Raw genomic sequence first — 25,803 nt, forward strand, 5'->3', positions numbered from 1 at the left:
CCCCGCAAATGCCTGTTTTAAAAGGCTTTGCGGGATGGATAAAGCGTCAAACATCGTCGAATTGCACGAAGGAAATCGTTTGCGATGCCGGCTGCGTCCCTTCCGATGCGGAATCGGTCGAACACGGCTCTTCGTCGAACGCGATATCGCCTTGTGCGTCGGCTTCGCCCGTGGCGCGCAACGACGCAAACGGAAACAGCTTGTGATCCATCAGATGCGACGGCACGACGTTCGTTAAAGCGTTAAACATGTTGTCGACGCGGCCAGGAAAACGCTTTTCCCATTCGCGGATCAGCGCCTTCATTTCCGCACGTTTCAGATTGGGCTGGCTGCCGCACAGGTTGCACGGAATGATCGGGAATTGACGAAGTTCCGCGTATTTCTCGAGATCGGTTTCCTTCACGTACGCCAGCGGCCGGATCACGACGTTCTTGCCATCGTCGGATTGCAGCTTGGGCGGCATGCCCTTCAGCTTGCCGCCGTAGAACATGTTCAGCAGCAGTGTCTGCAGGATGTCGTCGCGATGATGGCCGAGCGCGATCTTGGTCGCGCCGAGTTCGCCCGCCACGCGATAGAGGATGCCGCGCCGCAGGCGCGAGCACAGCGAACACGTCGTCTTGCCCTCCGGCACCAGCCGCTTGACGATGCTGTACGTGTCCTGATTCTCGATATGAAACGGAATATCGAGCTTGCTCAGGTACTCGGGCAGCACGTGCTCCGGAAAACCCGGCTGCTTCTGGTCGAGATTCACAGCGACGATGTCGAAGTTGATGGGCGCGCGCTCGCGCAGCCGCATCAGGATCTCCAGCATCGCGTAGCTGTCCTTGCCGCCCGACAGGCACACCATCACCTTGTCGCCGTCCTCGATCATGTTGAAGTCGCCGATCGCCTGGCCGACCTGGCGCGCGAGGCGCTTGAACAGCTTGTTGTTCTCGTACGCCTCTTTCTGCTCGCGGCGCGTCAGCGCGCGCTTGGGCTCGGCGGCTTCGACGGCAGCTTCGGCAATCGGCGCGGCCGCGTCGACGCCCGTCAGCGTTTCGGGAGCGTTCATCGCTCAGACCTCTTTGATATGGAAGACTTCGACGCCCACGGCATCGCAGTCGGGATAAACATCGGGCTTTTCCGTCGACAGACGCACGGCGCGCACTTGCGGATGCGCGAGCAGCGCTTTCGCCAGGTCGTCGCAGAGCGTTTCCTGCAGATGGATGTGCCCCTGGCTCACGCGCTGCGCGATCGTCGAGCGCATGAAGTCGTAATCGACGACTTCGCGCAGCTTGTCTTCGACGGGCGTGGACAGCGCGAGCGGCACGAACAGTTCGACGTTGATCACCACGCGCTGCTCGCCGCGCTTTTCGAAGTCATGCACGCCGATGTTGATGTGCACCTCGTAATCGCGCAGAAAGAGCCGGCGGCAATCAGCGAGCCGGGGATGAAGCAAAGCGGCAGACATGTTCGTTCCAGTACAAAAAAGGGTGCGTGCGAACGCGCACGCAGTTGCAATTGGGCGCGCTGTGCGGCGCGCCGGAGGGCGCAACGTCTAACGGCCGATAACTGTCGGGCTATCGGTCGGCGCCCGTCAAAAACATCACGTCGCGCGGCAGCGGCACCAGGTGCTGGCCGCCGTCGACCACCAGCGTCGTGCCCGTGACGCCGCGCGCATCCGCGAGATACAACGCCGCCGCGACGAGATCTTCCACGCGCGACGCATGGCCGAGCGGGGTCACCTTGTGCGCGGCCGCGAAGCTTTCCGGGGTCTGATCGCCGGATTGCAGCGTCAGGCCCGGCGCAAGACCGACGACGCGCACCTTCGGCGCCAGCGCCTGGGCAAGCGCGACGGTCGCCGTGCCGAGCGCGGCCTTCGACAGCGTGTACGACAGGTAATCCGGATTCATGTTGTACAACTTCTGGTCGAGCACGTTGATGACGGCCGCGCGCAGCGATTCGTCATGACGCGCTGCCTCGGGCGTGACCTCATGCAACATCCGCGCGAGCACGAGCGGCGCGCCGACGTTGATCGACGTCAGATGCAGCAGCTTCGCGTAGCCGACGTCGAGCGCGGTGTCCTCGTCGAACATCGACGCATTGTTCACGATGCACGACGGCCGCCCGAGCGCCGCCGTGCAATCGGGCACGAGCCGCTCCACCTCCGCCTCGACGGACAGATCCGCCTTCAGCGCGACGGCGCGCCGCCCGAGCGCGGCGATTTCCGCGACGACTTGGTCGGCTTTCGCCTTCGACGAGCCGTAATGCACGGCCACGTCCCAGCCCGCCGCGGCAAAGCCCAGAGCCAGCCCACGGCCGATCCGGTGGCCGGCGCCCGTGACCAGCACGGTGCGGACGGGCCGCTCGGGACGGCCGCTGGCGGCGAAAGTATCGTTCGAGGCGGTCATTTACAATGCGGGGATGAATCCGAAAGCTCACCAACCCGATAGTTTACCTGCTCCCGGCCCGACCGCGCTCGCGCAGTCGGAAGCGCTGGTTTCGCAGATTCGCGCGGAGATCGACGCAAACGGCGGCTGGATGCCGTTCGATCGCTACATGGAGCGCGCGCTCTACGCGCCGGGACTGGGCTATTACAGCGGCGGCGCGGTCAAGTTCGGCCGGCGCGCCGAGGATGGCAGCGACTTCGTGACGGCGCCGGAACTGTCGCCGCTGTTCGCGCAGACGCTCGCCCGGCCCATCGCGCAGGCGCTGGACATGAGCGGCACGCGTCACGTGATGGAGTTCGGCGCGGGCACGGGCAAACTGGCTGCCGGCCTGCTGAATGCTTTGGATGAACTGGGCACGCAGTTCGACACGTATTCGATCGTCGATCTGTCTGGCGAATTGCGCGAGCGCCAGCGCGAAACGATCGAAGCGCAAGCGCCCGGCATGGCCGCTCGCGTGCGCTGGCTGGACGCGTTGCCCGAGAAATTCGAAGGCGTCGTGGTCGGCAACGAAGTGCTCGACGCGATGCCCGTGCGCCTGTTCGCGCGCATCGACGAAGCGTGGCACGAGCGCGGCGTGGCGATGAAGGACGGCGCGCTGCAATTCGAAGACCGCCCCGTTCAATCGACGCACGATGCCGCCTTCCTGCGCGATCTGGAGATCGAAGGCGACCACGATTATGTGACGGAAACCCACGACGCCGCCCTCGCCTTCACGCGCACCGTCTGCACGATGCTCACGCGCGGCGCCGTGCTGCTGATCGACTACGGCTTTCCGCGTCACGAGTTCTATCATGCGCAGCGCGCGCAGGGCACGCTGATGTGCCACTACCGGCACCGCGCGCACGGCGATCCGTTTCTCTACCCCGGCTTGCAGGACATTACCGCGCACGTGGAATTCACCGGTATCGCCGAGGCGGGCGTCGATGCGGGCGCGGACCTGCTCGGCTTTACGTCGCACGCGCGTTTTCTGATGAACGCCGGTATCACGGAAGCATTGAGCACGATCGATCCATCCGACATCCCCAACTTCCTGCCCGCCGCCAACGCGGTGCAGAAGCTGCTGTCGGAAGCCGAGATGGGCGAGTTGTTCAAGGTGATCGCGTTTTCACGCGGGATCGACGGCACGCTCGACGCGTTCGCGCGCGGCGACCGCTCGCATACGCTCTGAGCGTCGAACCGAGGCCCATACGATGATCCGCTGGCTGCTGACCACCTTCATCGCCGTCGCCGTGCTGTCGGCGTGCTGGCCGTGGCTGCGTAAGCTCGGGATCGGCAGGATGCCGGGCGATGTCACGCTGCGGCTGTTCGGGAAGGAATATCCATTCCCGTTCATGTCGACGCTGGTGCTGTCGATGCTGCTGTCGCTGCTTGCGCGGTTGCTCTGAGCTACTCCGCCTCTTCCTCCGACGCCGTTTCGCTCAACGCCTGCGCAACCGCCCGCACGCGCTCGCGATGCACGGCATCCTTGATCTTCGCCGGCTCGCTTTCGTAGGCTTTCGCGACTGCGCCCGCATCGACGGCACGCGCGGCGACCAGAGCCTGGCGCAGACGCTCCGCCTGCGGATAGGCCCTGGCTTCGAAGCCGAGCCGGCCGCGCGCATCGGCCTCACAGGCCTGAAGCGCTTCGGCGAAACGCGCGGGCTTGCGCAGCGCGTCGCTGCGCTCGAAAAGCCGCACGATGCCCGCCGCCTTCGTCTCCATCACGCGATGAATATTGCCGTGCTCGCGCGCCACCAGCAGCGCAAGATCGCGGCATTCGTTCGGCACCCGCAGGCGCTCGCATAAAGGCTTCAGCAGATCGACACTGCGCCCTTCGTGGCCGATGTGACGCGGCAACACGTCTTCTGGCGTGGTCGCCTTGCCGAGGTCGTGCGTGAGCGCCGCGAAGCGCACGGCGAGCGCATAGTTCTGCGCGGCGGCGTGATCGACGACCATCATCACATGCACGCCCGTATCGACTTCGGGATGATAGTCGGCGCGCTGCGGCACGCCATAGAGCGCGTCGATTTCCGGCAGAATGCGCGCGAGCGCGCCGCATTCGCGCAGCACATCGAACATCCGCGAAGGCTTCTTTTCCATCAGTCCGCGCGACAGTTCCTGCCACACGCGCTCGGGCACGAGCGCATCCACTTCGCCCGCCTCGACCATCTTGCGCATTAGCGCCAGCGTATCGGGCGCGACAGCGAAATCCGTGAAGCGCGCCGAGAAACGCGCGACGCGCAGAATGCGCACCGGGTCTTCGAGAAACGCATCGCTGACATGCCGGAACACGCGGTGCTTCAAATCGTCCTGGCCGTCGAACGGATCGATCACGGGGCCGATCAACTCGCCGTCGGGCGTGACTTCGCGCGCCATCGCATTGACCGTGAGGTCGCGCCGCGCGAGGTCTTCTTCTAGCGTCACATCGGGCGCATAGAAAAACTGGAAGCCGTGATAGCCCGCCGACGTTTTGCGCTCGGTTCGCGCAAGCGCGTATTCCTCATGCGTGTCGGGATGCAGAAAAACCGGAAAGTCCTTGCCGACGGGACGAAAGCCCTTTGCGACCATCTGTTCGGGCGTCGCGCCGACCACGACGTAATCGCGGTCCTGCACGGGCATGCCGAGCAGCTCGTCGCGGATCGCGCCGCCTACTGCGTAGATATTCATGCGCAGGTGTCTTGATAGGGGATGCGATGTGTCTCTTGCAGCGCGTCGTCGATCCACGCCTTGACCGCGGGCAGCGACGTCACGCGGCGTGAATAGGCGAGCGCCGCTTCCGACAGCTTGGGTTGCCACGTATTGAAGCGCATCACGACGGGCGCATACATTGCATCGGCAATCGTGAATTCGCCGAACAGGAACGGGCCGCCATAGGTTGCCAGGCATTCGCTCCAGATCGCGTCGATGCGCGCGATATCGGCCAGTGCTTCGGGCGTCGCGCCCTTGCCCGGAAACGACGCGCGAATGTTCATCCACATGTTGTTGCGCAGCGCGCCGAAACCAGAATGCATCTCGGCGCTGACGCTGCGCGCACGGCCGCGCGCGATTGCGTCGCGCGGCCACATTGCGTGTTGCGGATAACGTTCGGCGAGCGTCTCGCAGATGGCGAGCGAATCCCACACGGTGACGCCGTCGTCGGCAATCAGGCACGGCACTTTGCCCGAAGGCGAATGCTCGAGGATCGACGCTCGGGTCTGCGCCTCGTTTAGCCAGATGATCGCCTCTTCGAATGCAATGCCGAAGTGTTTGAGCACGAGCCACGGCCGCATCGACCACGACGAATAGTTCTTGTCACCGATAACGAGTTTCATGCTTCGCCATAAAGTGGAGTGAACGACAAAAGTTTTAGCGGCCCGCGCTCGCGCGGAACGCGTTGAAGCGCGAGCGGAACGACGAACCCGTCAGATACACGGGCGCGATCGTTTCGATGCTGGCCGGCTCGATATCGAGCTCGGGCGCGAGCGGCGCGCTCAGCACGGCGTCGATTTTCATCGAATCGAGATTGTCGCGCGAAATCACGGGTTCGCCGGGCGCCAGCTCGAACGACAGCGCCTGCAATCGCGCCAGCGAATCGGGCAAGCGGATGATGCGCGCATGCTTGCCGATCACGTCGCCGCAATACTCGACGAGCGCTTCGAGCGTGTACACCGACGGCCCGCCAAGCTCGTAGGTACGGCCCGTCGACGCATCGAGATCCAGCACGTTGACGATTGCCTTCGCGACATCGCCGACAAAGATCGGCTGAAAGCGGGCGTTGGGTTTCGCCAGCGGAATGACGGGAAACATGCGCTGCAGGAACGCGAACTTGTTGAGGAACGCGTCTTCGGGGCCGAACACAACGGACGGGCGAAAGATGGTCGATGCGAGCATCGACGAAGCGTGCACCGCGCGCTCGCCGTCGCCCTTCGAGCGCAGATACATGCTCGGCCCGCGCGGGTCGGCGCCGATCGCGCTCATATGGATCAACCTGTGCACGCCCTTGCCTTCGCAGGCGGAGACGATCTTCGTCGGCAGCTCGACATGCGCTTTCGCGAACTCGGGCCCGTATGGATCGCCGCGATGGCCATGCAACACGCCGACAAGATTGACGACGGCATCCGCGCCCTCGACGAAGCGCGCAAGCTGGATGGGATCGAACACATCGGTTTCGATCACGTCGATGGGAAGCAGTGTGAGATGTCGCGCGTGATAGCGGCGGCGGGTCGCAATGCGCACCGTTTTGCCGAGTTCGACGAGCGCGTTGACGAGATGACTGCCGATAAATCCAGAACCGCCGACGATTGCGATGGTTTGATGTCGCATTTTTCGACTCCCTGATGGAAGCCGCAGCAACGGCTGAGGTCGTGCTCCGCCGCCTGCGTGACGGATCACGCGGCGGCGGCATGGCGCATCGTTACTGCAACGGCTGGATATAACCCAGACGCGCCTTCAGCGATTGCGGACGGCCTTCGAACAACGCTGCATAGTAGACCGTGTTGGACAGCACGTTCTTCACGTAGTCACGCGTTTCCTGGAACGGAATGGCTTCCGCGAAAATCGCGCCTTCGACACCGCGCGGCAACGTTGAGCGCCAGTTGCGCGGACGGCCCGGACCTGCGTTGTAACCTGCCGTGGCGAGCACGGCGGACCCGTCGAACTCATTGTAGATCATCGACAGGTAGTTCGTGCCGAGCAGGATATTGGTGTTTATGTCGTTCATCTGCGCACGCGAAATCGGGCCGAGACCGATCTTCTTCGCGACCAGTTGCGCGGTGCCCGGCATCAGCTGCATCAGGCCGCTCGCGCCGACTTCCGAGCGCGCGTTCATGATGAAGCGCGACTCCTGACGGATCAGACCATAGGCCCATTCGACGTCGAGACCATTCGACTGCGCGTCGCGCTCGACGATATCGCGGAACGGCGACAGGTAGCGCAACGAAAAGTCATGCTCGGTCTTCGTGCGGTCGGCCGTGTTCACCGCGCGGTCATACAGTTCGATACGGCGCGCGTATTCGGCTGTCGCGATCAGTTGACGGTCTGTCATGCTGCGCAGCGGCCAGTTCCATTCGCGGTTGCCTTCCAGACGCAGATTCAATTGATAGAACTTCTGCGCAAGCGCGAAGCCCGGCGTGTTGCCGGCCTGTTCGACTTCGGCGTCCGTGACGGTGGTTTTCGGCGGCACGACGATTTTCTGGCCGAGTTCTTCAGCGGCAAGCTGGCCGTAGAAATTGAACTGCGGCGCGATCGACTCGAATTCCTGGTTGGCCGTGACGACATCGCCTGCCTGTTTCAGGGCCCGCGCGTGCCAGTAAGTCCACGTGGGCTGGCTGCGCAGCGCCGGCGGCATCTGTTCGATCGACCAGCGCACCATCGTCCAGTCGCCATTGAGCAGCGCGAGGCGCGTGCGCCATTCGTATGCGGGATTCGACAACGGCGCGTTCGCCGACAGCCGGTACCAGTCGATGGCGCCCGGCATCTGCTTGGCGGCTGCCTGATAGGCGATCGTGCCCCAGCCGATGGCGCGTTCGGGCGAAGTCAGCGACGGTGCGACGGAACCGAAGGTTGCGGCGGCCATGGCGGGATCGTTGCGGGCCATGCGCGTGATCGCGAGGAGCGCGAGCTGATGCGATTGCGGATCGCCGCCGACGCCGCGCGCGAGCAGCAGCGGCGGCGTAGTCGCGGCCTGGTCGAACAGCGTCGGATCGGGACGGTTATTGCCGAGCGCGTCGACGAGCTTGGCGCCCGTGCTGGTCTGATTCTGTTCGTATGCGAGACGGATCTGCTGCCAGACGTCGTCGGTGGTGAACTGCTGGTTGATGGCCAGCGACGTGATCAGATCGACACAGCCGTCGCCATAGTTGCGCGGATCGACGAGCAGCGCGCGCGCCGCATCGACCACGTTCTCACCTTTCGCCGCGCGCGATTCGAGCGCGTAGCACTTCACCTGTGTGTCGTCGTTCAGCACGAAGCGTGCGTATTGCTGGTCGAAGTTGCGCCAGTCGTGACGCGCGCCGAGCACGACGAGGTAGTCGTTGCGCATTCGGTCGGCGATAGCCTGGCCGTCGTAGCGTTGCAGGAACGACAGCACGGGCGCGTCGGGCGCGTCGATACGCGGATGGCCCGAGCTGTCGAACAACTGTGGCTTCAACTGGAAATATTCCAGATACGACGGCGCCGGGTAATCCGGAATCATCGCCGCGAGCTGGGCGGCGCGGCCTGCGTCGTTATTGCGCGCTGCCTCGCGCAATTGCACGAAAGTCTGGTCGTCGTTGGTGAGTTGGGAAAGCGGGATCGGCTTGACGGCGGAGGCCGTGCTGCACGCGACGAGCGCCGCCGCGGCGAGGGCCAGGCTGGCCGCGCGATATACTCGGAAGAGGCGTTTGGACATCGTTATTTCTAGAGCGTTTCTGGAGCGCGAATTGAACTCAAGCATAGCATGCAACCCCATCGCGAAATCGAAAAAGGAACTGCGCGCCACGCTGCTGGAAGCGCGTCTGCATGCGGCTCTCGATGCGGCGGGCAATGATGCCCTGAGGCGTCGGGTGCTGGATGTGTTAACGGTTTATTCGCCTGCGAGTGTAGGGTTGTACTGGCCTTTGTCGGGCGAGTTCGACATCCGGTCTGTGATTGCCGCGTGGCTCGCTGGCGATGGTGCGCGGCGCGCGAGCCTTCCCGTTATTACTGGCCGTGACCGGCCGCTGGAATTTCATGTCTGGACGCCTGATATGGCGATGCAGGTCGGGGCGCATCGGATTCATGAACCGACTTCCGGCGAAGTGATTACGCCTGATTTACTGTTTGTGCCGTGTGTCGGGTTTGATGTCGATGGTTATCGGCTCGGGTATGGCGGAGGGTATTACGATCGGACGCTCGCCGGTTTTCGCGCGGCAGGGAAGGTGCCGGTGACTGTCGGTGTCGCGTATGAGGTGTGCCGGATCGGCACGATGCAGCGGGAAGCGCATGATGTTCCGCTTGATGTTGTTGTTACTGAGGGGGCTTGTTATCCTGGTTTGTTGTAGTGGTTTTTTTTGCTGGTAGCGGAGGGGGTGGTTTTTTGGGCTTTGCGTGGGCATCCGCGTTTTTGTTGGCGTGCTTCACGCGGTGCGGTTTGGTGTTTTGGGCTTTGCGCTGGCATCCGCGATACGTTAGCTCGCTTCAGGCGTCGCCCCTGTGCGGGGCGGCACCTACTTTTCTTTGCCGCCGCAAAGAAAAGTAGGCAAAAGAAAGCGGCTCACACCGCCAATTCTTGACGTCTGCCCACGGGCCCCCAACGTCCCCACACTTCACACGGCAACGCCCTTGTCCGTGTGCGTTGCCAACGCGCTGAATGAGCGCCTCACCCACTTCAAACACCCATACATGAGCCAGCGGCAGCGAATGGTACGTGCCGCCCAGGTGGCAAACTGTGTGTAGGTTGTCGCGTCGTATGGCTTGGCGCTCTTACAGGGTGGGAGGCGTGCGCTATCGGTCCGGAGTGAGGCGCGTATGGCGCGAAAGCTGACACACAGTTTGCCACCTGGGCGGCCGTGGACTGTCTGGTGAGGCATGCTGAAACGCAGATGCGTGAAGCGGGTGAGGCGCTCATTCAGAGCGTTGGCAACGAACGTGGGTCACGTGATTGCCGTGTGAAGCATAAGAACCTTTGGGGGCCCTCAGGCAAGAATTAGCGCTGGCGGTTTGAGCCGCTTTCTTTTGCCTACTTTTCTTTGCGGCGGCAAAGAAAAGTAGGTGCCGCCCCGCACAGGGGCGACGCCTGAAGCACGCTAACAATTCGCGGATGCCAGCGCAAAGCCTAAAACACCAAACCGCAACGCGTGAAGCACGAAAGCAAATCGCGGATGCCCGCGAGAAGCCCCAAAAACCCACACTGCTTGCGCAGCAAACACAGCCACGCGAACGTCAGCGAAAACCCAAAACCCAAAATCGTAGCCAGACAACAAAAAAAACCTACAACGATGCAGCCGCCCGCGCCGCGGTGTCATAAAGCCCGGAAGCATTCCGCATCAACTGCGCCGCCTCTCCGATCTGCTCATTGGTGAGCCCGCTCTCCTTCAGCGTCGCGATCAGACAACTCTCCCTGACCTCCCGGTACTTCATACACAGATCACGCCCCGCCTGCGTAGCCGAAAAAAACACTTCCTTGCCGGTCTTTTCGCTTTTTACATACCCTCTAGCTACGAGCTTCTTCAGCGCATAAGTCGCGACATGCGTGTCCTCGATATTCAGTACGAAGCAGATATCGGCAATCTTCTTGCGCCGCTCGCGATGGCTCACATGGTGCAACAGCGAAACTTCGATCGCAGTCATGTCCTTGTCGCCCGCCGCCGCCATGCAACGGACCATCCACCGGTTGAACGCGTTGCTCGCCATGATCAGTCCATATTCGAGTTCGGATAACTCCGCACTGAATTCAGACACAAGATGTTCCGATGAGACGATTTTGGTCGGATGGCGCGCCATGGTGATTTTTCTAAGCGAAGCGTGGTGGTTGACCGAAGTGTACGACTTCCCTCCACCACGGGCGAGCCTGGGGACATCGCTTATTGATAAATTGTCGATATTTTATTGAGAATGTAGGCTAGCTCGATCGTGAGAAGTTCGCATGCATCGTCGGACGAATCTGCTGCTTCTCTACTTGACTCAGGATATTGATGACTGAACCCCGCATCTTTCCGTTTGGCGATACCGCGCTGGTCTGTGAAGCGCCGCCACCTGCCACGCTGGATTGCCAGCGCCGCGTGTGGTCGGCCGCCCAGGCGGCGCGCGACTGGCCGCACGTGCTCGAGGTGGTGCCCGGCATGAACAACCTGACCGTGATTTACGATCCCCTCGAAGCCGATCCCGACGACCTGACGGCCCGGCTCAAGGCCGCGTGGGCCCAGCCAGGCATCGCCCAGGACCTCGGCCGCGAGGTGGAAATCCCCGTCCACTACGGCGGCGAATTCGGCCCGGACCTGAAGACGGTCGCCGATCACACGGGCCTCACGGTCAAGGAAGTCGCCGAGCGGCACGCCGGCGGCGAGTACATCGTGTTCTTCCTCGGTTTCCAGCCCGGCTTCGCGTACATGGGCGGACTCGAGGCGGCACTGCACACGCCGCGCCGCGCCGAGCCACGTCTGGAAGTGCCCGCCGGCTCGGTCGGCATCGGCGGCGCCCAGACGGGCATCTATCCCGCCACTTCGCCGGGCGGCTGGCAACTGATCGGCCGCACCGCGCTGAAGCTCTTCGACCCGTCGCGCACGCCGCCCACCCTACTACAACCGGGCGATCGCGTCCGCTTCACCATCGCGGGGCTGCACGCATGATCGACGTAATACGCGCGGGTCTGTTGACCACGATCCAGGACCTCGGCCGGCACGGCTTCCGGCACCTCGGCGTCGCGATGGGCGGCGCGCTCGACAGGCTGTCGCTCGAAGTCGGCAATCGCCTGGTCGGCAACCGGCCGGATGCCGCCGGGCTCGAAATCACCTTCGGCCCGACCGTGCTGCGTTTTCTGCGCGCGACACGCGTCGCGATCACAGGCACCGAGTTCGGCGCGACGCTCGACGGCAAACCCGTCTATTCGTACTGGAGCCTGCCCGTGCAGGCCGGTCAGGAGTTGACCCTGAACGCGGCGAAACGCGGCATGCGCGGCTACGTGTGCATCGCGGGCGGCGTCGATGTGCTGCCGATGCTCGGTTCGCGCAGCACCGACCTGCAAGCGGGCTTCGGCGGCCTGGGCGGCCGCGCGCTGCGCGACGGCGACCGCCTGCCCGTCGGCGTGCCGCGCGCCGGCGCGGGCTCGGGCTTTTCGCCCGATGCGCCCGAGTTCGGTGTGAAGGCGCCCGCCTGGTGCAAGTTCGTACTGGTCGACGAGCCGGTGCGGCGCGGCCGTCATCCGTCGGGCGTCGCGTGGGCGCCGCCGATCCGCGTGCTGGCGGGCCCCGAGTACGACAGCTTCACTGCCGAGGCGCACAACGCCTTCTGGAACGACGAATGGCTCGTCACGCCGAACAGCAACCGCATGGGCTTCCGGCTGGCGGGCACCGAACTGAAGCGCACCCACAAGAGCGATCTGCTCTCGCACGCCGTGATGCCCGGCACGATCCAGGTGCCGCCGAACGGCCAGCCGATCATCCTGATGAGCGACGCGCAGACCACGGGCGGCTATCCGAAGATCGGCGCAGTCATTCACGCTGATTTATGGAAGCTCGCGCAGGTGCGCCTGAACGGCGCGGTCCGCTTCATTCCGACCACGCCTTACGAGGCTCGCCAGGCGCTGATCGAAGAACGCAAGTACCTGCGGCAGATCGATGCCGCAATCGGCATGCATGAAGAACGCTGCGCGCGCCTCGCCGCGCCCGCAGCGGTGTAAGACCTACGAGGACATCATGGAAATCGATTTGAACGCCGATCTCGGCGAAGGATGCGGCTCCGACGAGGCGCTGCTCGATCTCGTCAGCTCGGCGAATATCGCTTGCGGCTGGCATGCAGGCGGACCCAACGCGATGCGCGAATGCGTGCGCTGGGCAGTGCAGAAAGGCGTGTCGATCGGCGCGCATCCGAGTTTCAACGACCCGGAAAACTTCGGCCGCAAGGAAATGGACTTGCCCGTGGGCGAGATCTACGCGGGTGTGCTGTATCAGCTAGGCGCGCTGTCGGCGATCGCGCAAGCCGAGGGCGGCCGCATCGCGCACGTGAAGCCGCACGGCGCGCTCTACAACCAGGCTGCGCGCGACCCGAAGATCGCCGATGCAATCGTCTCCGCCGTGCATGACTTCGATCCGTCCGTGGCCGTGTTCGCGCTCGCCAACAGCGGGCTCGTGACGGCCGCGCGCAACGCGGGGCTCATCGCCATCGAAGAAGTGTTCGCCGATCGCGGCTATCGCGCGGACGGCTCGCTCGTGCCGCGCAAGGAGCCGGGCGCACTGCTCGACGACGAAGACGAAGTGCTGCACCGCACGCTGGCGATGGTGCGCGAGCAGCGCGTGAAAGCCGTGAGCGGCGAATGGGTGCCCCTCAACGCGCAAACCATCTGCCTGCATGGCGACGGCCCGCATGCGCTCGCGTTCGCGCGCCGCATCCGCAAGGCGCTCGAAGAGGCAGGCATCGACGTGCATGCAGCCGGCGCGGCACGCGCCTGATTTTTCCGCGCTGACGCCGCTGATTAAAGGCCATTACGCAACATTCGACGCCCCGCTTTTCGCGGGGCGTTTTCGAGAAAGTAGGCCAGAAAGCAACATCGCCAGTTGCCAACGGCTTTTTGAAGCAGCACAAGTGCGGCAGCAACCGTAGAGAAGTACCCGCAACAACGACAGGGCAAGCAGCCTGAGCGGCCATTGAAGAGCCGCAGGGCAACGAGGAAAGCCGGACCCCAAATAACCAGGGCCCGGCGTCATTACAGTGCGCCGCCACGAGCGGTGTCCCAATGCAGGACCACCTCTGGAGATCTAGATGCAGTCAACCGTCAACCTATGGCCGCTCATTGGCGTCGCGGTCATCATCGTCGGGTTTGTGTTGCGCTTCAACCCGATGCTGATCGTGGCCGCCGCCGCCGTCATCACCGCCATCGCCGCGCACTTTCCTCCGGACAAGATCCTGGCCGCGATCGGCACCGGCTTCATCAAGACACGCAATATTCCCCTCATCATCCTGTTGCCGCTCGCGGTGATCGGCCTGCTCGAACGGCACGGCCTGCGCGAGCGCGCCCAAACGTGGATCGCCAGCATCAAGGCCGCGACGGCCGGGCGTCTGCTGATCGTCTATCTGCTCGTGCGCGAGCTGACGGCGGCCGTCGGCCTGACAGGTCTCGGCGGGCATCCGCAAATGGTGCGTCCGCTGATCGCGCCGATGGCAGAAGGCGCCACGGAAACGCGCTTCGGCAAGCTCAGCGATGCCGTGCGCTACAAGCTGCGCGCGTTCTCGGCGGCCACGGACAACGTCGGCCTGTTCTTCGGCGAGGACATCTTCGTCGCGTTCGGCGCGATCGTGCTGATGGTCACGTTCCTGAAGGAAGCGGGCATCACCGTCGAGCCGATGCACGTCGCGCTGTGGGGCATTCCGACGGCCATCAGCGCCTTCCTGATCCACGGCTTCCGGCTCTGGCTGCTCGATCGCAGGCTCGAACGCGAGTTGCGCGGCAACGCGGCATCGCCGGGGGCGGCGAGCCTCAACACGAACAACCACGCGAACCAGAACGCAAACCACAACGCGACGCGCACGACCGGGGACGAAGCATGACACTCACCATCAACTATCTGTTCTGGCTGCTCGGCATCGTGCTGCTGGTGATCGGCGGCATGATCGCCACCGATAAGGATCATCCGCGCCGCCTCACGGCGGGCGGCTTCTGGATCATCTACGCGCTGATCTTCCTGGTCGGCGACAAGCTGCCCGCCGAACTGGTCGGCGTGCTCGTCATCGCAATGGCGCTGATCGCGGGCTTCGGCGGCGTGACGGCTGCCAAACCCAAAGTGCTGTCCGAAGCAACGCGCAAGGCGAGCGCCGCGCGCCTCGGCAACAAGCTGTTCGTCCCCGCGCTGACGATTCCCGTCGTCACGGTGATCGTCACGTTGTCGGCGAGTCATCTGGTGTTCGGCGGCACGCCGCTGGTCGAGCAGAAGAACGTCACGCTGATCGGCTTCGGCATCGGCTGTGTGATTGCGCTGGCGTTCGCCTGCATCATGACGCGCGACACCGTCGGCCAGTCGATGAAGGAAGCGCGGCGACTCGTCGATGCGCTGTCGTGGGCGGCCGTGCTGCCGCAGATGCTCGGCATGCTCGGCCTCGTGTTCTCCGACGCGGGCGTCGGCAAGGCAGTCGCACACGTGACGACGGCGTACATCAGCCTCGACTACCGGCTGATCGCGGTGGCCGTCTACTGCATCGGCATGGCGCTCTTCACGATGGTGATGGGCAACGGCTTCGCCGCGTTCCCGGTCATGACGGGCGGCGTCGGCGTACCGATCCTCGTCAACGTGTTTCATGGCAACCCGGCCGTGATGGTCGCGATCGGCATGTTCTCCGGCTACTGCGGCACGCTGATGACGCCGATGGCCGCGAACTTCAATATGGTGCCCGCCGCGCTGCTCGAACTGCCCGACAAGAACGCGGTGATCAAGGTGCAGGTACCGACGGCGCTCACGCTGCTCGTCGTGAATATCTTCCTGCTCAACTTCCTGATGTTCCTGTAGCGCCTGTGCTGTAATCCCGACCGCGGGCGGTTCGCCACTGCCTATTTATGAGATATGTGACCCGCCCGCGCGACTGATTTCAAAAGGCTTACCGCCATTTTTAGGATGCATCTGATAGTTTGGCCGAAGCCCCGGACCTAATCTGTGAATGTTCCATCGTTCACTTACCGGCGCATCGACAGGTTTGCGCCGGCTCTTTCGAGAGTCTGGAGAGCACGCCATGCAACCGCAGTCCGCCGTTTCTGTTTCCTCCGCTTCTACTTCCTCCGCTTCTACTTCCTCCAACACCCGGCTTTTTCCCGTCACGCTCGCTTTCGCGCTCGAGGCGCATCGCGCGGGCCGTTTCATCGAAGCCGAGTCGCTGTACCGCGAAGCACTCGCGATTTGCCCGGAACAACCGGACGCGCTGCACTATTACGGTGTGCTGCTGCATCAGCGCGGCCAGCATGGGCTTGCGCTCGAATACATCGACCTTTCGCTCGAACTCGAGCCGGATAACGCGGAGTGCTGGAACGACCGTGGCTTCGTGGCCGAAGCACTCGGAGATAAAGCGCTCGCACAGCGCTGCTATCGTGTGTCGCTGGCGCTCGATCCCCGCTCGCCCGATGCACACAACAACATCGCCGTTGGGCTCGAAGCCCAAGGCAAGCTCGGCGAAGCGGTGCATCATTATCGCGAGGCGCTGAAGATCGACCCGACGCTCGCCGACGTGCATCTCAATCTCGGCTCGGCGCTCGACCGCCTGATGCGATTCGACGACGCCGACGAGCACTATCGCGCGTTGTTGTCGCTGAATGCGCGCACGGTCAACGTCCGCCTGAAGACGAATGGTTCGAAAGACCTGTCGCTCGACGCGCTGGAAGCGGCGCTGAAGCTCGCGTCGCAAGCGGGACGTAGACGTGTCGCCAACGGCGCATTTGGCGCGGTAGGCGCAGCCGTTTAACCGCCGCTCTCGTTGAGCGCGCAGGCAGCGCGCTCTTCAATAAGGCTCGACAACAAACCCGCGCTGCCGCAACAACTGCAGCACGCCCTTTTGCCCGCCCAGATGCAGCGCGCCGATCGCGACGAATACCGGTTTGTTCGGCGCCGCGATCAGCAGCATCCGGTTAACGAAGCGCCGGTTGCGATCGAACAGAATCTTGTTGTCCACCTGCGCGGAGATGCGCTTGTCACGTGCGAGCTTCTCCGACTTCGCCGCTTCCCACGCGGAAATCGCATCGGCATCGCCGAGGCGCCATAGCCGGTGCAAGGTTTGCACATCGGCGACATTCTCGGCGGGCGTCTGCACGAGATCCTGCGCGAGCATTTCGCGCTGCTGCGCCAGCGTGAGCCCCGTGAACGCCCGCATCTGCTCGGCGAGCGTCTCCAGCCCGACAATCTTTCCCTTCTGCCGCAAATACACATTCTGCAACTGCGCTTCCGTGCCGAATTCGGTTTGCAGCCCGGCGCTCAGCGAATCGTAGGTTTCCACCAGCAAGGACGCGAGCCACGGCCGCATCTTGCGGATTTCACCAAGCGCGGCGGGATTGCCGCGCAGACGCGTCGCGAGCTTGTGCCATAGCGGCTCGGGCAACAGCTTCGGCAGACATTCATACGAGCAGATGCCGTATTTCGACACATCGTCCTGCGAGACGAGCAGATCGTCGGGGGATAGTTCGAGTGCAAGCGTCGGCGATGCGGCTAGCGCACCGAGGATCGGCGCGCGGAATGGCTGGTTCGGCGGATAGTCGTTCGGGTCGCCGACATGCAGCGTGCCCAGAAGATAAATCGTGGTTTTGCCGCGTGTTGCGACGTAGAAAGGCATGCGCGCCGGTTGCGCGCGCACGGGACCGCTCGCCGTGGTGCCGCTTGCATAGGAAGGCGGCGGATTGAAGCCGGGCAGCGTCGCGCGCGGTTGCGGCGGCGTGTGCGGCACGGGAACGGCCGGGCGGCCGACCTGGTTGGCCTGCGCGGCCTGCACGGGCGTATTCGCCGAAGCCCCTGCGGCATGCGCGGAGGCGATCGGGTCGAACGAGGCGAAAGGCTGAAATGGAAGCAAGGCGCATTGCGCCGCCGCCGCGAGCAGCGCGCCCATCAGGACACGCACGACCCGCCGATGCGAAAGCACAGCGCGCGCGCCGCCCGCATGCTTCACATGCAAACGACGCGCGTGACGGCGCGTAACATCACGCGCCGCCACCCCATCATGCATTCGTGTCGTCCCCCACCTCCTCGGCGCGGTGACACGACACCTGGCGACCATCCACTTCACGCAGCTTTGGCTCTTCTTTGCGGCAACGCTCGATAGCATACGGGCAACGCTGGTGAAACGTACAGCCCGACGGCGGATTGAGCGGCGAAGGCATTTCGCCTTGCAGCTTGATCTGGATGCGGCGGTCGGCTTCGAAGATCGACGGTGTCGCCGACATCAGCGCGCGCGTGTACGGATGACGCGGCTTGCTGAAGATCCGCTTCTTGTCGCCGAGCTCGGCAACGCCGCCGAAGTACATCACCATCACGTCGTCAGCGATGTGTTCCACCACCGACAGGTTGTGCGAGATGAACACATAGCTCGTCTTGAACTGATCCTGCAGGTCCATGAACAGGTTCAGGATCTGCGCCTGGATCGACACGTCGAGCGCGGAGACGGGCTCGTCGGCGACGACGATCTGCGGGTCCAGAATCATCGCGCGTGCAATCGCGACACGCTGGCGCTGGCCGCCCGAAAACATGTGCGGATAGCGCTTCGCGTGCTCGGGCCGCAGGCCGACGGTACGCATCATGTGCGCAATGCGTTCGCCGCGTTCGCTGGCGCTCAATTGCGTGTTGATCGCGAGCGGCTCGCCGAGCGTCTGCTCGACGGTCTTGCGCGGATTGAGCGATGCAAACGGGTTCTGGAACACCATCTGCACGCGGCGGCGCAACTGCGCGATTTTCTCGCGGCTTGCGCCCGCGACATCTTCGCCGTCGATCAATAGACGTCCGGCCGACGGCGCTTCGATCATCGTCAGCTGGCGCGCGAGCGTCGATTTGCCGCAGCCGGATTCGCCGACCACGGCAAGCGTCTTGCCGCGCTCCAGATGAAACGACACGCCGTTCAGCGCCTTGACCGTGCCGTGGCCGAACATGCCGCGCTTCACGTCATAGTGGCGCGCGAGGTTGTCGGCGATCAGCACGTGATCGCCTGCGGGCTTGCCGGGCCTGTCACCATCGGGGCGCCGCGTTTCGGGTACTGCATTCATCGTGCGCCTCCCTGTTGAATGGCATCGCGAACCAGGTTCAGCGGCTTGATGCAGCGGACCTGGGCGGCGGGATCGTGATCGGCCAGCGGCGACAGCGCAGGCCGCGCCTTGTTGCAATCGTCGACGACGTACTTGCAGCGCGGCGCGAACAGACAGCCCTTCGGACGGTCATCGCGTCCCGGCACCATGCCCGGCAGCGCGGCAAGCCGCACCGCGCCGACGTTGTGCTCGGGGATCGCCGCCAGCAGCGCTTCCGTGTACGGATGATGCGGCGCCTTGAAGATATCGGGCACGCGGTTCGTTTCGATGACTTCGCCCGCGTACATCACGGCCACGCGCTGCGCGACTTCCGACACCACGGCCAGATCATGCGAAATCAGCACGAGCGCCATGCCGCGATCTTTCTGCAACTGCACCAGCAGTTGCATGATCTGCGCCTGGATGGTCACGTCGAGGGCCGTGGTCGGCTCGTCGGCGATCAGCAGCTTCGGGTTGCAAGCGACCGCCATCGCGATCATCACGCGCTGGTTCATGCCGCCCGACATCTGATGCGGGAACGTGTTGATGCGGTTCTTCGCGTCGGGAATGCCGACCTGATCGAGCAGTTCGAGCGCGCGCTTGTGCAATGCGTCGCCGCGCAGGCCTTCGTGCAGCTTCAGCACTTCCTTGATCTGATAGCCGACGGTGTAGCTCGGGTTCAGGCTCGTCAGCGCGTCCTGAAACACCATCGCCACGTCTTTGCCGATGATCTTGCGGCGTTGCGCCGGCGTCGCGTTCAGCAGGTCCTTGCCGTCGAAGGTGACTTCGTCGGCGGTGACCTTGCCGGGCGCGTCGATCAGGCCCATCAGCGCCATCATCGTCACGCTCTTGCCCGAGCCCGATTCGCCGACCACGCCGACCACTTCGCCAGGCGCCACGTTCAGATTGATTCGATCGACGGCGGGCAGGCCGCTGAAGTTCACCGCAAGATTGCGGATGGTCAATAGATTACCGTTGCTCATGTCAGGCCAGCCTTTTGAGTTTCGGGTCGAGTGCGTCGCGCAGCCCGTCGCCGAGCAGGTTGATCGCGAGCACCGAGATCAGGATGGCGAGACCGGGCATGGTGACGATCCACCACGCGCTGTCGATGTAATCGCGTGCCGACGCGAGCATCGCGCCCCACTCCGCCGACGGCGGCTGCACGCCGAGGCCGAGGAAGCCAAGCGCGGCGGCATCGAGAATCGCCGACGAAAAGCCGAGCGTGGCCTGCACGATCAGCGGCGCCGTGCAGTTCGGCAGCACCTGCGAGAACATCAGCCGGGCCGTGCCCGCACCCGCGACGCGCGAGGCCATCACGTACTCCTTGTGCAACTCGCCGAGCGCCGATGCGCGCGTCAGACGCACATAACCGGGCAGCGCGACGATCGCGATGGCGAGCATGGTGTTCACGAGGCCAGGACCGATGATGGCAACCACGGCCACCGCGAGCAGCAGCGACGGCAGCGCGAGCAGCACGTCCATGACGCGCATGATGGGCGTGTCGGCCCACTTCTCGAAGAACGCGGCGATCAGACCGAGCACGATGCCGGGGATCAGCGCGAGCACCACGGAAACAAAGCCGATCCAGAACGACAGCCGCGCGCCGTACATCAGGCGCGAAAGAATGTCGCGGCCGGCTTCATCGGTGCCGAGAATGAACTTCCAGTTGCCGCCGTCGAGCCATGCAGGCGGAATTTTCACGGAATCGCGGTATTGCTCGATCGGGCTGTGCGGCGCGATCAACGGCGCGAAGATCGCGACGAAGACCAGCACCAGCACGATGATGCCCGCGCTGACGGCGCCGCGGTTGCGCGAGAAGTTGGACCAGAACTCGCGGGCGGCCAATGCACGGCCGCTCGGAGGGGTGACTGCCTGGGGGACTGTATTTTGGATGTCTGCCACGGTATTACCTCGTATGGCGGATGCGTGGGTTGAGCACGCCGTACAACAGATCGACGACGAGGTTCACGACGATCACGAGTGTCGCGATCATCAGGATACCGCCCTGCACGACGGGATAGTCGCGCCGGCCGATCGCGTCGATCAGCCATTTGCCGATGCCCGGCCACGAGAACAGCGTTTCCGTCAGCACCGCGCCCGCGAGCAGCGTGCCGACCTGCAAACCGATCACCGTGACGACGGGAATCAGCGCGTTACGCAGTGCATGCACGACGATCACGCGCGCCGGCGACAAGCCCTTCGCGCGCGCCGTGCGGATGTAGTCTTCGCGCAGCACTTCGAGCATCGAGGAACGCGTCATCCGCGCGACGACCGCAAGCGGAATCGTGCCGAGCACGATCGACGGCAGGATCAGATGCGACAGCGCCGAGCGGAACGAGCCTTCGTCCGTGCCGGGCAGCAGCGAGTCGATCAGCAGGAAGCCCGTCACGTGCGGAATGTCGTATTCGACCGCGATGCGGCCCGACACGGGCGTCCAGCCGAGCTTCGACGAGAAGAACATGATGAGGATCAAGCCCCACCAGAAAATCGGCATCGAATAGCCGGTGAGCGCCGTGCCCATCACGCCGTGGTCGACGGCGGTGCCGCGCCGCAGCGCAGCGAACACGCCGGCGGGCAGACCGACGATCAGCGCAAACAGCATCGCGCAGATCGACAGTTCGACGGTGGCTGGGAAACGGGCAATGAACTCGTCCATCACGCTCGTATTGGTGATGATCGACGTACCAAGGTTCCCTTGCAGCGCGTGGCCGACGTAATGGAGGTACTGGATGGGCAGCGGCTCGTCGAGCCCGAGGCGATGCATCGCAGCCGCGTGCATGGCCGGGTCGACGCCGCGCTCGCCCATCATGACTTCGATGGGGTCGCCCGGAATCAGGTGAATGAGCGCGAACGCGAGGATCGTGATACCGATGAAAGTCGGTATGACCATCCCGATGCGGCGCAAAACGAATCGGAACATGGTTCGTCCCTATGGTCTTGGTGAGAAAAAACGCAACCGGCGACGAGGGCTCGTGACCCCGGTCGCCGGACCATTTCGACCAGTCTTCTAACCGAACGAAAAGCGTACTGCGTAAGGGATGCAGCAGGCAACGAAGCCCGCCGCATCACGTGATTTACTTCATGCTGACGCCGTCGAAGCGCGCATAGCCGAGCGGCTCGATGCGCATGTCGACAACCTTCTTGCTGACCGGCTGATACACCGTCGAGTGAGCGATCGGCGAGAACGGCAGTTGCTGCGCGAAGATCTGCTGCGCCTGCACATACGCCTTCGTGCGATCTGCCTGAGCCGTCGTTTCACGGCCCTTCTTGACCAGGTCGTCGAACGGCTTGTAGCACCACTTCGAGAAGTTGTTGCCGTTGACCGCGTCGCAGCCGAGCAGCGTACCGAGCCAGTTGTCCGGGTCGCCATTGTCGCCCGTCCAGCCGATCAGCATCGTGTCGTCTTCGCCCGCGTGCGCGCGCTTGATGTACTCACCCCATTCGTACGTGACGATCTTCGCCTTCACGCCGATCTTGGCCCAGTCGGCCTGGATCATTTCCGCCATCAGCTTGCCGTTCGGGTTGTATGCGCGCTGCACGGGCATGGCCCACAGCGTGATGTCGAAACCGTTCGGGAAGCCAGCCTTGGCGAGCAGCGCCTTGGCCTTTTCCGTATCGTATGCCGGCAGCTTCAGGCTCTTGTCGTACGACCATTGCGTAGGCGGCATCGGGTTCGTCGCGGCCTGGCCTGCGCCTTGATACACGGAATCGATGATCGCCTTCTTGTTGATCGCCATGTCGAGCGCCTGACGCACTTCGAGCTTGTCGACGGGCTTGTGCGAAACGTTGTACGACAGGTAGCCCAGGTTGAAGCCCGGTTGCGACGGCATGTCGATGTTCGAATCGGCCTTCAGCGGTGCGATGTCGGCGGGACGCGGATAGCTCATCACCTGGCATTCGTCGCGCTTCAACTTCTGCACGCGCACGCCCGCATCAGGCGTGATCGAGAAGATCAGCTTCGAGATCTTGACCGTATTCGGCTTCCAGTAGTCCGGATTGCCGTCGAAACGGATCGTCGCGTCCTTCGTGTAGCTACGGAAAATGAACGGGCCCGTGCCGACCGGCTTCTGGTTGATGTCGGCGGCGTTGCCGGACTTCAGCAGCGAATCCGCATATTCAGCCGAGAGGACCGACGCGTATTCCATTGCCAGATTCTGGATGAACGGCGCGTTGACTTCCTTGAGCGTGAACTTGACCGTGTACGGGTCGACCTTTTCGACCTTGTCGATCAGCTTGTCGAGGCCCATGTCGGTGAAGTACGGGAACTGCACCGGGTAGGCCTTGCGGAACGGCTGGTTCGTGTCCAGCATGCGCTCGAACGTGAACACGACGTCGTCCGCGTTGAATTCGCGGGTCGGCTTGAACCACGACGTGGTGTGGAACTTGACGCCGTGGCGCAGATGGAACGTGTACGTCTTGCCGTCCGGCGAGACATCCCACTTTTCCGCGAGACCCGGCTCGACCTTCGTGCCGCCGCGTTCGAATTCGACGAGGCGGTTATAAACGGTGAACGTATTGGCCGTGAAATCCACGCCCGTGGTGTACTGCGCCGGATCAAAACCCGCCGGGCTGCCTTCCGAGCAGTAGACGAGAGTTTTGTTCGGGATATCGGCGGCGTTCGCCAGTTGGGTCCCCGCCATCGATGCCGCTGCCGTCGCGACAAGCATCGTGAGCCGTGCCGCGCGCAACAGTTTGTTTTGCTTCATGTTTCCTCCAGGATCGGCGCCGGCAAAAACCAGCGTAGCGCGATATTACTGAGCTTTGCCAGGGGCCGCAATTGGAGGAAATTAACTTTGTTGACGATAGGAAACAGCTTTCAACCGGGTTGCCGCGCCTGGCGCGGCAACCACGTCGGATTTCAGTGAAATTGGGGTGAGAAGCTGTGAATTGTCTACTTGAGACCGACGTTCCAGAACTGGGTCGGGCCGAACGGGTCGATCTTGAAGCCCGTGACCGCCTTCGATAGCGGCTGGTACACGGTCGAATGCGCAATTGGCGTGAACGGCACCTGATCCTTGAAGATCTGTTGGGCCTCGGTGTAGTCCTTGGTGCGCGTGGCCGTATCGGTGGTGCTGCGGGCGGCCTTGATGAGGTCGTCGAACGGCTTGTAGCACCATTTGGAGAAATTGCTGCCGTTCACCGCGTCGCAGCCGAGCAGCACGCCGAGCCAGTTATCCGGGTCGCCGTAGTCGCCCGTCCAGCCGATCAGCATCGCCTCGTGCTCGCCGCTGTGCCCGCGGCGGATGTACTCACCCCACTCGTAGGTGACGATTTTCGTCTTCACGCCGATCTTCGCCCAATCTGCCTGCAGCATTTCGGCCATCAGGCGCGCGTTCGGGTTGTACGGACGCGAAACGGGCATTGCCCACAGTGTCAGATCGAAGCCATCCGGGTAGCCCGCCTGCTTGAGCAGGCCTTTAGCCTTGTCGACGTCGTACGGTGCGTCTTTCAGGCTCTTGTCGTAGCCCCATTGGGTGGGCGGCATCGGATTGGTCGCCGCCTGGCCCGCGCCCTGATAGACCGAATCGATGATTGCCTTCTTGTTGACGGCCATATCGAGCGCACGGCGCACGAGCACGTTGTCGAGCGGCTTTTTCGTCGTGTTGTACGCGATGAAGCCCAGATTGAAGCCCACCTGATGCGGCAGCGCGATCGACGGATCCGCCTGAATCTGCGCGATGTCGGCGGGCTTCGGATAGCTCATCACCTGGCATTCGTTGCGTTTGAGTTTTTGCAGACGCACGGATGGGTCGACGGTGATCGCGAAGATCAGCTTGCTCACCTTCACGACGCCGGGTTTCCAGTAGTTCGGGTTACCGTCGAAGCGGATCGAATCGTCCTTTGTATAGCTGCGGAAAATGAACGGTCCTGTGCCGACCGGGAACAGGTTGATGTCGGAGGCCTTGCCTGCCTTCAACAGCTGATCCGCGTACTCCGCCGACAGGATCGATGCGAACGGCATGGCGATCTGCTGCAGGAACGGGGCGTCGACTTCTTTCAGCGTGAAGCGGACGGTGTATGGGTCGAGCGCCTCGACCTTGGTGATGTTCTTCGCGAGACCGAGATCGCTGAAGTACGGGAAGGGCACGTTGTATGCCTTGCGGAACGGCTGTTCGGGATCGAGCATGCGCGTATACGTGAACACGACGTCGTCGGCGTTGAAGTCACGTGTGGGCTTGAAGAACGACGTCGTCTGGAATTTCACGCCTTTGCGCAGGTGAAAGGTGTATTGCAGGCCGTCGCTGGAGACCTCCCACTTTTCGGCGAGGCCTGGCTCGATGTCGGTGCTGCCGTGGCCGAACTCGACTAGCCGGTTGTAGACGGTGTATGAGCCGGCGCTGAATTCGACGCTGGTCGTGTATTGCGCGGTGTCGAATCCGGCGGGACTGCCTTCGGAGCAGAAGACGACCGTTTTGTCGGGGAGCGGGGCTGCCGCGCACAGTTCAGGTGCAATGCAGGCGGTGGTTGCGGCGATTGCGGATAGGATCGGCAGGAAAGACCTGCGGACGGCAGACAGCGTCGATGACATTTGCATGGCGTTCTCCGCGAGGCAACTGGGGGCAGTGCCTTTGGATCATAGTCAGCCAATATTCAGGTTCAATATGGGTTTTCACTCCGGGTTTGGGTTTGGGTTTGGTTTGGGTTTGGTTTGGGTTTGGTTTGGGTTGGGTTTGGTTTGGGTTTGGTTTGGGTTTTGGTTTTGCCTTCGTTGGCATCCCCAGTTTGCCTTTCCGCCGGCATCCGCTCTACGTTAGCTCGCTTCATGCGTCGCCCCTGTGCGGGGCGGCACCTACTTTTCTTTGCCGCCGCAAAGAAAAGTAGGCAAAAGAAAGCGGCTCACACCGCCAATTCTTGACGTTTGCCCACGGGCCCCCAACGTCCCCACACTTCACACGGCGACGCCCTTGTTCGTGTGCGTTGCCAACGCATCGAACTGGCGCCTCACCCACTTCAAACACCCATACATGAGCCAGCGGCAGCGAATGGTACGTGCCGCCCAGGTGG

General features: G+C 63.2%; 24 protein-coding genes. 9 read left to right on the top strand and 15 right to left on the bottom strand.

Annotated features, from left to right (window positions below; genetic code table 11):
- Window positions 1–46: 46 nt before the first annotated feature.
- From ttcA to C2L66_RS15320, 3 genes are all read right to left on the bottom strand, one after another.
- On the bottom strand, window positions 47–1,051 hold the full coding sequence (ttcA, locus tag C2L66_RS15310; RefSeq protein WP_060599568.1) for a tRNA 2-thiocytidine(32) synthetase TtcA: 1,005 nt from the start codon (window positions 1,049–1,051) through the stop codon (window positions 47–49).
- Between the two features lie 3 nt (window positions 1,052–1,054).
- A complete protein-coding gene (locus C2L66_RS15315) occupies window positions 1,055–1,450 on the bottom strand; it encodes a dihydroneopterin aldolase (RefSeq protein ID WP_035991590.1) in 396 nt (131 codons plus the stop codon).
- Between the two features lie 109 nt (window positions 1,451–1,559).
- Complete coding sequence (locus C2L66_RS15320; RefSeq protein ID WP_060599567.1) at window positions 1,560–2,390, bottom strand: SDR family oxidoreductase; 831 nt, start codon at window positions 2,388–2,390, stop codon at window positions 1,560–1,562.
- 13 nt (window positions 2,391–2,403) lie between these two features.
- Between C2L66_RS15320 and C2L66_RS15325 the strand changes: the two genes are divergently transcribed.
- Both C2L66_RS15325 and C2L66_RS15330 read left to right on the top strand, forming a co-directional pair.
- Complete coding sequence (locus C2L66_RS15325) at window positions 2,404–3,597, top strand: class I SAM-dependent methyltransferase (protein ID WP_054929207.1); 1,194 nt, start codon at window positions 2,404–2,406, stop codon at window positions 3,595–3,597.
- 22 nt (window positions 3,598–3,619) lie between these two features.
- Entirely contained in the window at window positions 3,620–3,814 is a 195-nt protein-coding gene (locus C2L66_RS15330) for a DUF2905 domain-containing protein (RefSeq protein WP_007747914.1), read from the top strand.
- A gap of 1 nt (window position 3,815) precedes the next feature.
- On the opposite strand, the gene C2L66_RS15335 is transcribed toward C2L66_RS15330, so the two are convergent.
- From C2L66_RS15335 to C2L66_RS15350, 4 genes are all read right to left on the bottom strand, one after another.
- Window positions 3,816–5,075, bottom strand: a complete 1,260-nt coding sequence (locus C2L66_RS15335) for a multifunctional CCA addition/repair protein (RefSeq protein ID WP_060599566.1) — start codon at window positions 5,073–5,075, stop codon at window positions 3,816–3,818.
- Window positions 5,072–5,719: a glutathione S-transferase family protein gene (locus C2L66_RS15340; protein ID WP_054929209.1), complete on the bottom strand. Its 648-nt coding sequence runs from the start codon at window positions 5,717–5,719 to the stop codon at window positions 5,072–5,074. Before C2L66_RS15340 ends, C2L66_RS15335 begins: the two co-directional genes overlap by 4 nt.
- 34 nt (window positions 5,720–5,753) lie before the next feature.
- Window positions 5,754–6,710, bottom strand: coding sequence for a complex I NDUFA9 subunit family protein (locus C2L66_RS15345; protein WP_060599565.1), 957 nt, complete (start codon window positions 6,708–6,710; stop codon window positions 5,754–5,756).
- A 91-nt stretch (window positions 6,711–6,801) separates the two neighbouring features.
- Complete coding sequence (locus tag C2L66_RS15350; protein WP_054929211.1) at window positions 6,802–8,775, bottom strand: lytic transglycosylase domain-containing protein; 1,974 nt, start codon at window positions 8,773–8,775, stop codon at window positions 6,802–6,804.
- Between the two features lie 31 nt (window positions 8,776–8,806).
- On the opposite strand from C2L66_RS15350, the gene C2L66_RS15355 reads away from it, so the two are divergent.
- Window positions 8,807–9,406, top strand: a complete 600-nt coding sequence (locus tag C2L66_RS15355; protein WP_082670363.1) for a 5-formyltetrahydrofolate cyclo-ligase — start codon at window positions 8,807–8,809, stop codon at window positions 9,404–9,406.
- 928 nt (window positions 9,407–10,334) lie between these two features.
- Here the strand turns inward: C2L66_RS15355 and C2L66_RS15360 are convergent.
- Complete coding sequence (locus C2L66_RS15360) at window positions 10,335–10,847, bottom strand: winged helix DNA-binding protein (protein ID WP_007577159.1); 513 nt, start codon at window positions 10,845–10,847, stop codon at window positions 10,335–10,337.
- A gap of 191 nt (window positions 10,848–11,038) precedes the next feature.
- Here C2L66_RS15360 and pxpB point away from each other — a divergent pair, with 191 nt between their 5' ends.
- The 6 genes from pxpB to C2L66_RS15390 all read left to right on the top strand — a co-directional run bounded on the left by pxpB (window position 11,039) and on the right by C2L66_RS15390 (window position 16,502).
- The gene (pxpB, locus tag C2L66_RS15365) at window positions 11,039–11,692 is read left to right on the top strand and encodes a 5-oxoprolinase subunit PxpB (RefSeq protein WP_060599564.1); all 654 of its coding nucleotides are present in this window, start codon (window positions 11,039–11,041) and stop codon (window positions 11,690–11,692) included.
- A complete protein-coding gene (locus C2L66_RS15370) occupies window positions 11,689–12,741 on the top strand; it encodes a 5-oxoprolinase subunit C family protein (RefSeq protein ID WP_054929216.1) in 1,053 nt (350 codons plus the stop codon). The genes pxpB and C2L66_RS15370 overlap by 4 nt, the downstream gene beginning before the upstream one ends.
- Window positions 12,742–12,757: 16 nt before the next feature.
- Window positions 12,758–13,510 (top strand): 5-oxoprolinase subunit PxpA, encoded by a 753-nt coding sequence (gene pxpA / locus C2L66_RS15375; RefSeq protein WP_060602426.1) that lies wholly within the window; start codon window positions 12,758–12,760, stop codon window positions 13,508–13,510.
- A gap of 310 nt (window positions 13,511–13,820) precedes the next feature.
- The gene (locus tag C2L66_RS15380; protein WP_060599563.1) at window positions 13,821–14,606 is read left to right on the top strand and encodes a DUF969 domain-containing protein; all 786 of its coding nucleotides are present in this window, start codon (window positions 13,821–13,823) and stop codon (window positions 14,604–14,606) included.
- On the top strand, window positions 14,603–15,559 hold the full coding sequence (locus C2L66_RS15385) for a DUF979 domain-containing protein (protein WP_054929218.1): 957 nt from the start codon (window positions 14,603–14,605) through the stop codon (window positions 15,557–15,559). Before C2L66_RS15380 ends, C2L66_RS15385 begins: the two co-directional genes overlap by 4 nt.
- Before the next feature lie 220 nt (window positions 15,560–15,779).
- A complete protein-coding gene (locus C2L66_RS15390) occupies window positions 15,780–16,502 on the top strand; it encodes a tetratricopeptide repeat protein (protein ID WP_060599562.1) in 723 nt (240 codons plus the stop codon).
- A 36-nt stretch (window positions 16,503–16,538) separates the two neighbouring features.
- On the opposite strand, the gene C2L66_RS15395 is transcribed toward C2L66_RS15390, so the two are convergent.
- The 7 genes from C2L66_RS15395 to C2L66_RS15425 form a co-directional block, all read right to left on the bottom strand.
- A complete protein-coding gene (locus C2L66_RS15395; RefSeq protein WP_060599561.1) occupies window positions 16,539–17,750 on the bottom strand; it encodes a TraB/GumN family protein in 1,212 nt (403 codons plus the stop codon).
- Complete coding sequence (locus C2L66_RS15400) at window positions 17,743–18,780, bottom strand: peptide ABC transporter ATP-binding protein (protein ID WP_060599560.1); 1,038 nt, start codon at window positions 18,778–18,780, stop codon at window positions 17,743–17,745. The genes C2L66_RS15395 and C2L66_RS15400 overlap by 8 nt, the downstream gene beginning before the upstream one ends.
- Window positions 18,777–19,781 carry an ABC transporter ATP-binding protein gene (locus tag C2L66_RS15405; protein WP_054929222.1) on the bottom strand — a complete coding sequence of 335 codons (1,005 nt, stop codon included), beginning with the start codon at window positions 19,779–19,781 and terminating at the stop codon, window positions 18,777–18,779. The genes C2L66_RS15400 and C2L66_RS15405 overlap by 4 nt, the downstream gene beginning before the upstream one ends.
- Window position 19,782: 1 nt before the next feature.
- Window positions 19,783–20,700 carry an ABC transporter permease subunit gene (locus tag C2L66_RS15410; RefSeq protein ID WP_054929223.1) on the bottom strand — a complete coding sequence of 306 codons (918 nt, stop codon included), beginning with the start codon at window positions 20,698–20,700 and terminating at the stop codon, window positions 19,783–19,785.
- A 4-nt stretch (window positions 20,701–20,704) separates the two neighbouring features.
- Window positions 20,705–21,718, bottom strand: a complete 1,014-nt coding sequence (locus tag C2L66_RS15415) for an ABC transporter permease subunit (RefSeq protein ID WP_054929224.1) — start codon at window positions 21,716–21,718, stop codon at window positions 20,705–20,707.
- 154 nt (window positions 21,719–21,872) lie between these two features.
- Entirely contained in the window at window positions 21,873–23,504 is a 1,632-nt protein-coding gene (locus tag C2L66_RS15420; protein WP_054929225.1) for an ABC transporter substrate-binding protein, read from the bottom strand.
- A 185-nt stretch (window positions 23,505–23,689) separates the two neighbouring features.
- Window positions 23,690–25,333: an ABC transporter substrate-binding protein gene (locus tag C2L66_RS15425; RefSeq protein WP_060599559.1), complete on the bottom strand. Its 1,644-nt coding sequence runs from the start codon at window positions 25,331–25,333 to the stop codon at window positions 23,690–23,692.
- Window positions 25,334–25,803: the final 470 nt, after the last annotated feature.

Origin of the sequence: Paraburkholderia caribensis, from assembly GCF_002902945.1 — a bacterium.
Taxonomy (GTDB): domain Bacteria; phylum Pseudomonadota; class Gammaproteobacteria; order Burkholderiales; family Burkholderiaceae; genus Paraburkholderia; species Paraburkholderia caribensis.

Excerpts from the sequence above, each read along its gene's own strand:
- ttcA (WP_060599568.1), bottom strand. The coding sequence starts at position 1,051 with ATGAACGCTCCCGAAACGCTGACGGGCGTCGACGCGGCCGCGCCGATT.
- C2L66_RS15315 (WP_035991590.1), bottom strand. The coding sequence starts at position 1,450 with ATGTCTGCCGCTTTGCTTCATCCCCGGCTCGCTGATTGCCGCCGGCTC.
- C2L66_RS15320 (WP_060599567.1), bottom strand. The coding sequence starts at position 2,390 with ATGACCGCCTCGAACGATACTTTCGCCGCCAGCGGCCGTCCCGAGCGG.
- C2L66_RS15325 (WP_054929207.1), top strand. The coding sequence starts at position 2,404 with ATGAATCCGAAAGCTCACCAACCCGATAGTTTACCTGCTCCCGGCCCG.
- C2L66_RS15330 (WP_007747914.1), top strand. The coding sequence starts at position 3,620 with ATGATCCGCTGGCTGCTGACCACCTTCATCGCCGTCGCCGTGCTGTCG.
- C2L66_RS15335 (WP_060599566.1), bottom strand. The coding sequence starts at position 5,075 with ATGAATATCTACGCAGTAGGCGGCGCGATCCGCGACGAGCTGCTCGGC.
- C2L66_RS15340 (WP_054929209.1), bottom strand. The coding sequence starts at position 5,719 with ATGAAACTCGTTATCGGTGACAAGAACTATTCGTCGTGGTCGATGCGG.
- C2L66_RS15345 (WP_060599565.1), bottom strand. The coding sequence starts at position 6,710 with ATGCGACATCAAACCATCGCAATCGTCGGCGGTTCTGGATTTATCGGC.
- C2L66_RS15350 (WP_054929211.1), bottom strand. The coding sequence starts at position 8,775 with ATGTCCAAACGCCTCTTCCGAGTATATCGCGCGGCCAGCCTGGCCCTC.
- C2L66_RS15360 (WP_007577159.1), bottom strand. The coding sequence starts at position 10,847 with ATGGCGCGCCATCCGACCAAAATCGTCTCATCGGAACATCTTGTGTCT.
- pxpB (WP_060599564.1), top strand. The coding sequence starts at position 11,039 with ATGACTGAACCCCGCATCTTTCCGTTTGGCGATACCGCGCTGGTCTGT.
- C2L66_RS15370 (WP_054929216.1), top strand. The coding sequence starts at position 11,689 with ATGATCGACGTAATACGCGCGGGTCTGTTGACCACGATCCAGGACCTC.
- pxpA (WP_060602426.1), top strand. The coding sequence starts at position 12,758 with ATGGAAATCGATTTGAACGCCGATCTCGGCGAAGGATGCGGCTCCGAC.
- C2L66_RS15380 (WP_060599563.1), top strand. The coding sequence starts at position 13,821 with ATGCAGTCAACCGTCAACCTATGGCCGCTCATTGGCGTCGCGGTCATC.
- C2L66_RS15385 (WP_054929218.1), top strand. The coding sequence starts at position 14,603 with ATGACACTCACCATCAACTATCTGTTCTGGCTGCTCGGCATCGTGCTG.
- C2L66_RS15390 (WP_060599562.1), top strand. The coding sequence starts at position 15,780 with ATGCAACCGCAGTCCGCCGTTTCTGTTTCCTCCGCTTCTACTTCCTCC.
- C2L66_RS15395 (WP_060599561.1), bottom strand. The coding sequence starts at position 17,750 with ATGCATGATGGGGTGGCGGCGCGTGATGTTACGCGCCGTCACGCGCGT.
- C2L66_RS15400 (WP_060599560.1), bottom strand. The coding sequence starts at position 18,780 with ATGAATGCAGTACCCGAAACGCGGCGCCCCGATGGTGACAGGCCCGGC.
- C2L66_RS15405 (WP_054929222.1), bottom strand. The coding sequence starts at position 19,781 with ATGAGCAACGGTAATCTATTGACCATCCGCAATCTTGCGGTGAACTTC.
- C2L66_RS15415 (WP_054929224.1), bottom strand. The coding sequence starts at position 21,718 with ATGTTCCGATTCGTTTTGCGCCGCATCGGGATGGTCATACCGACTTTC.
- C2L66_RS15420 (WP_054929225.1), bottom strand. The coding sequence starts at position 23,504 with ATGAAGCAAAACAAACTGTTGCGCGCGGCACGGCTCACGATGCTTGTC.
- C2L66_RS15425 (WP_060599559.1), bottom strand. The coding sequence starts at position 25,333 with ATGCAAATGTCATCGACGCTGTCTGCCGTCCGCAGGTCTTTCCTGCCG.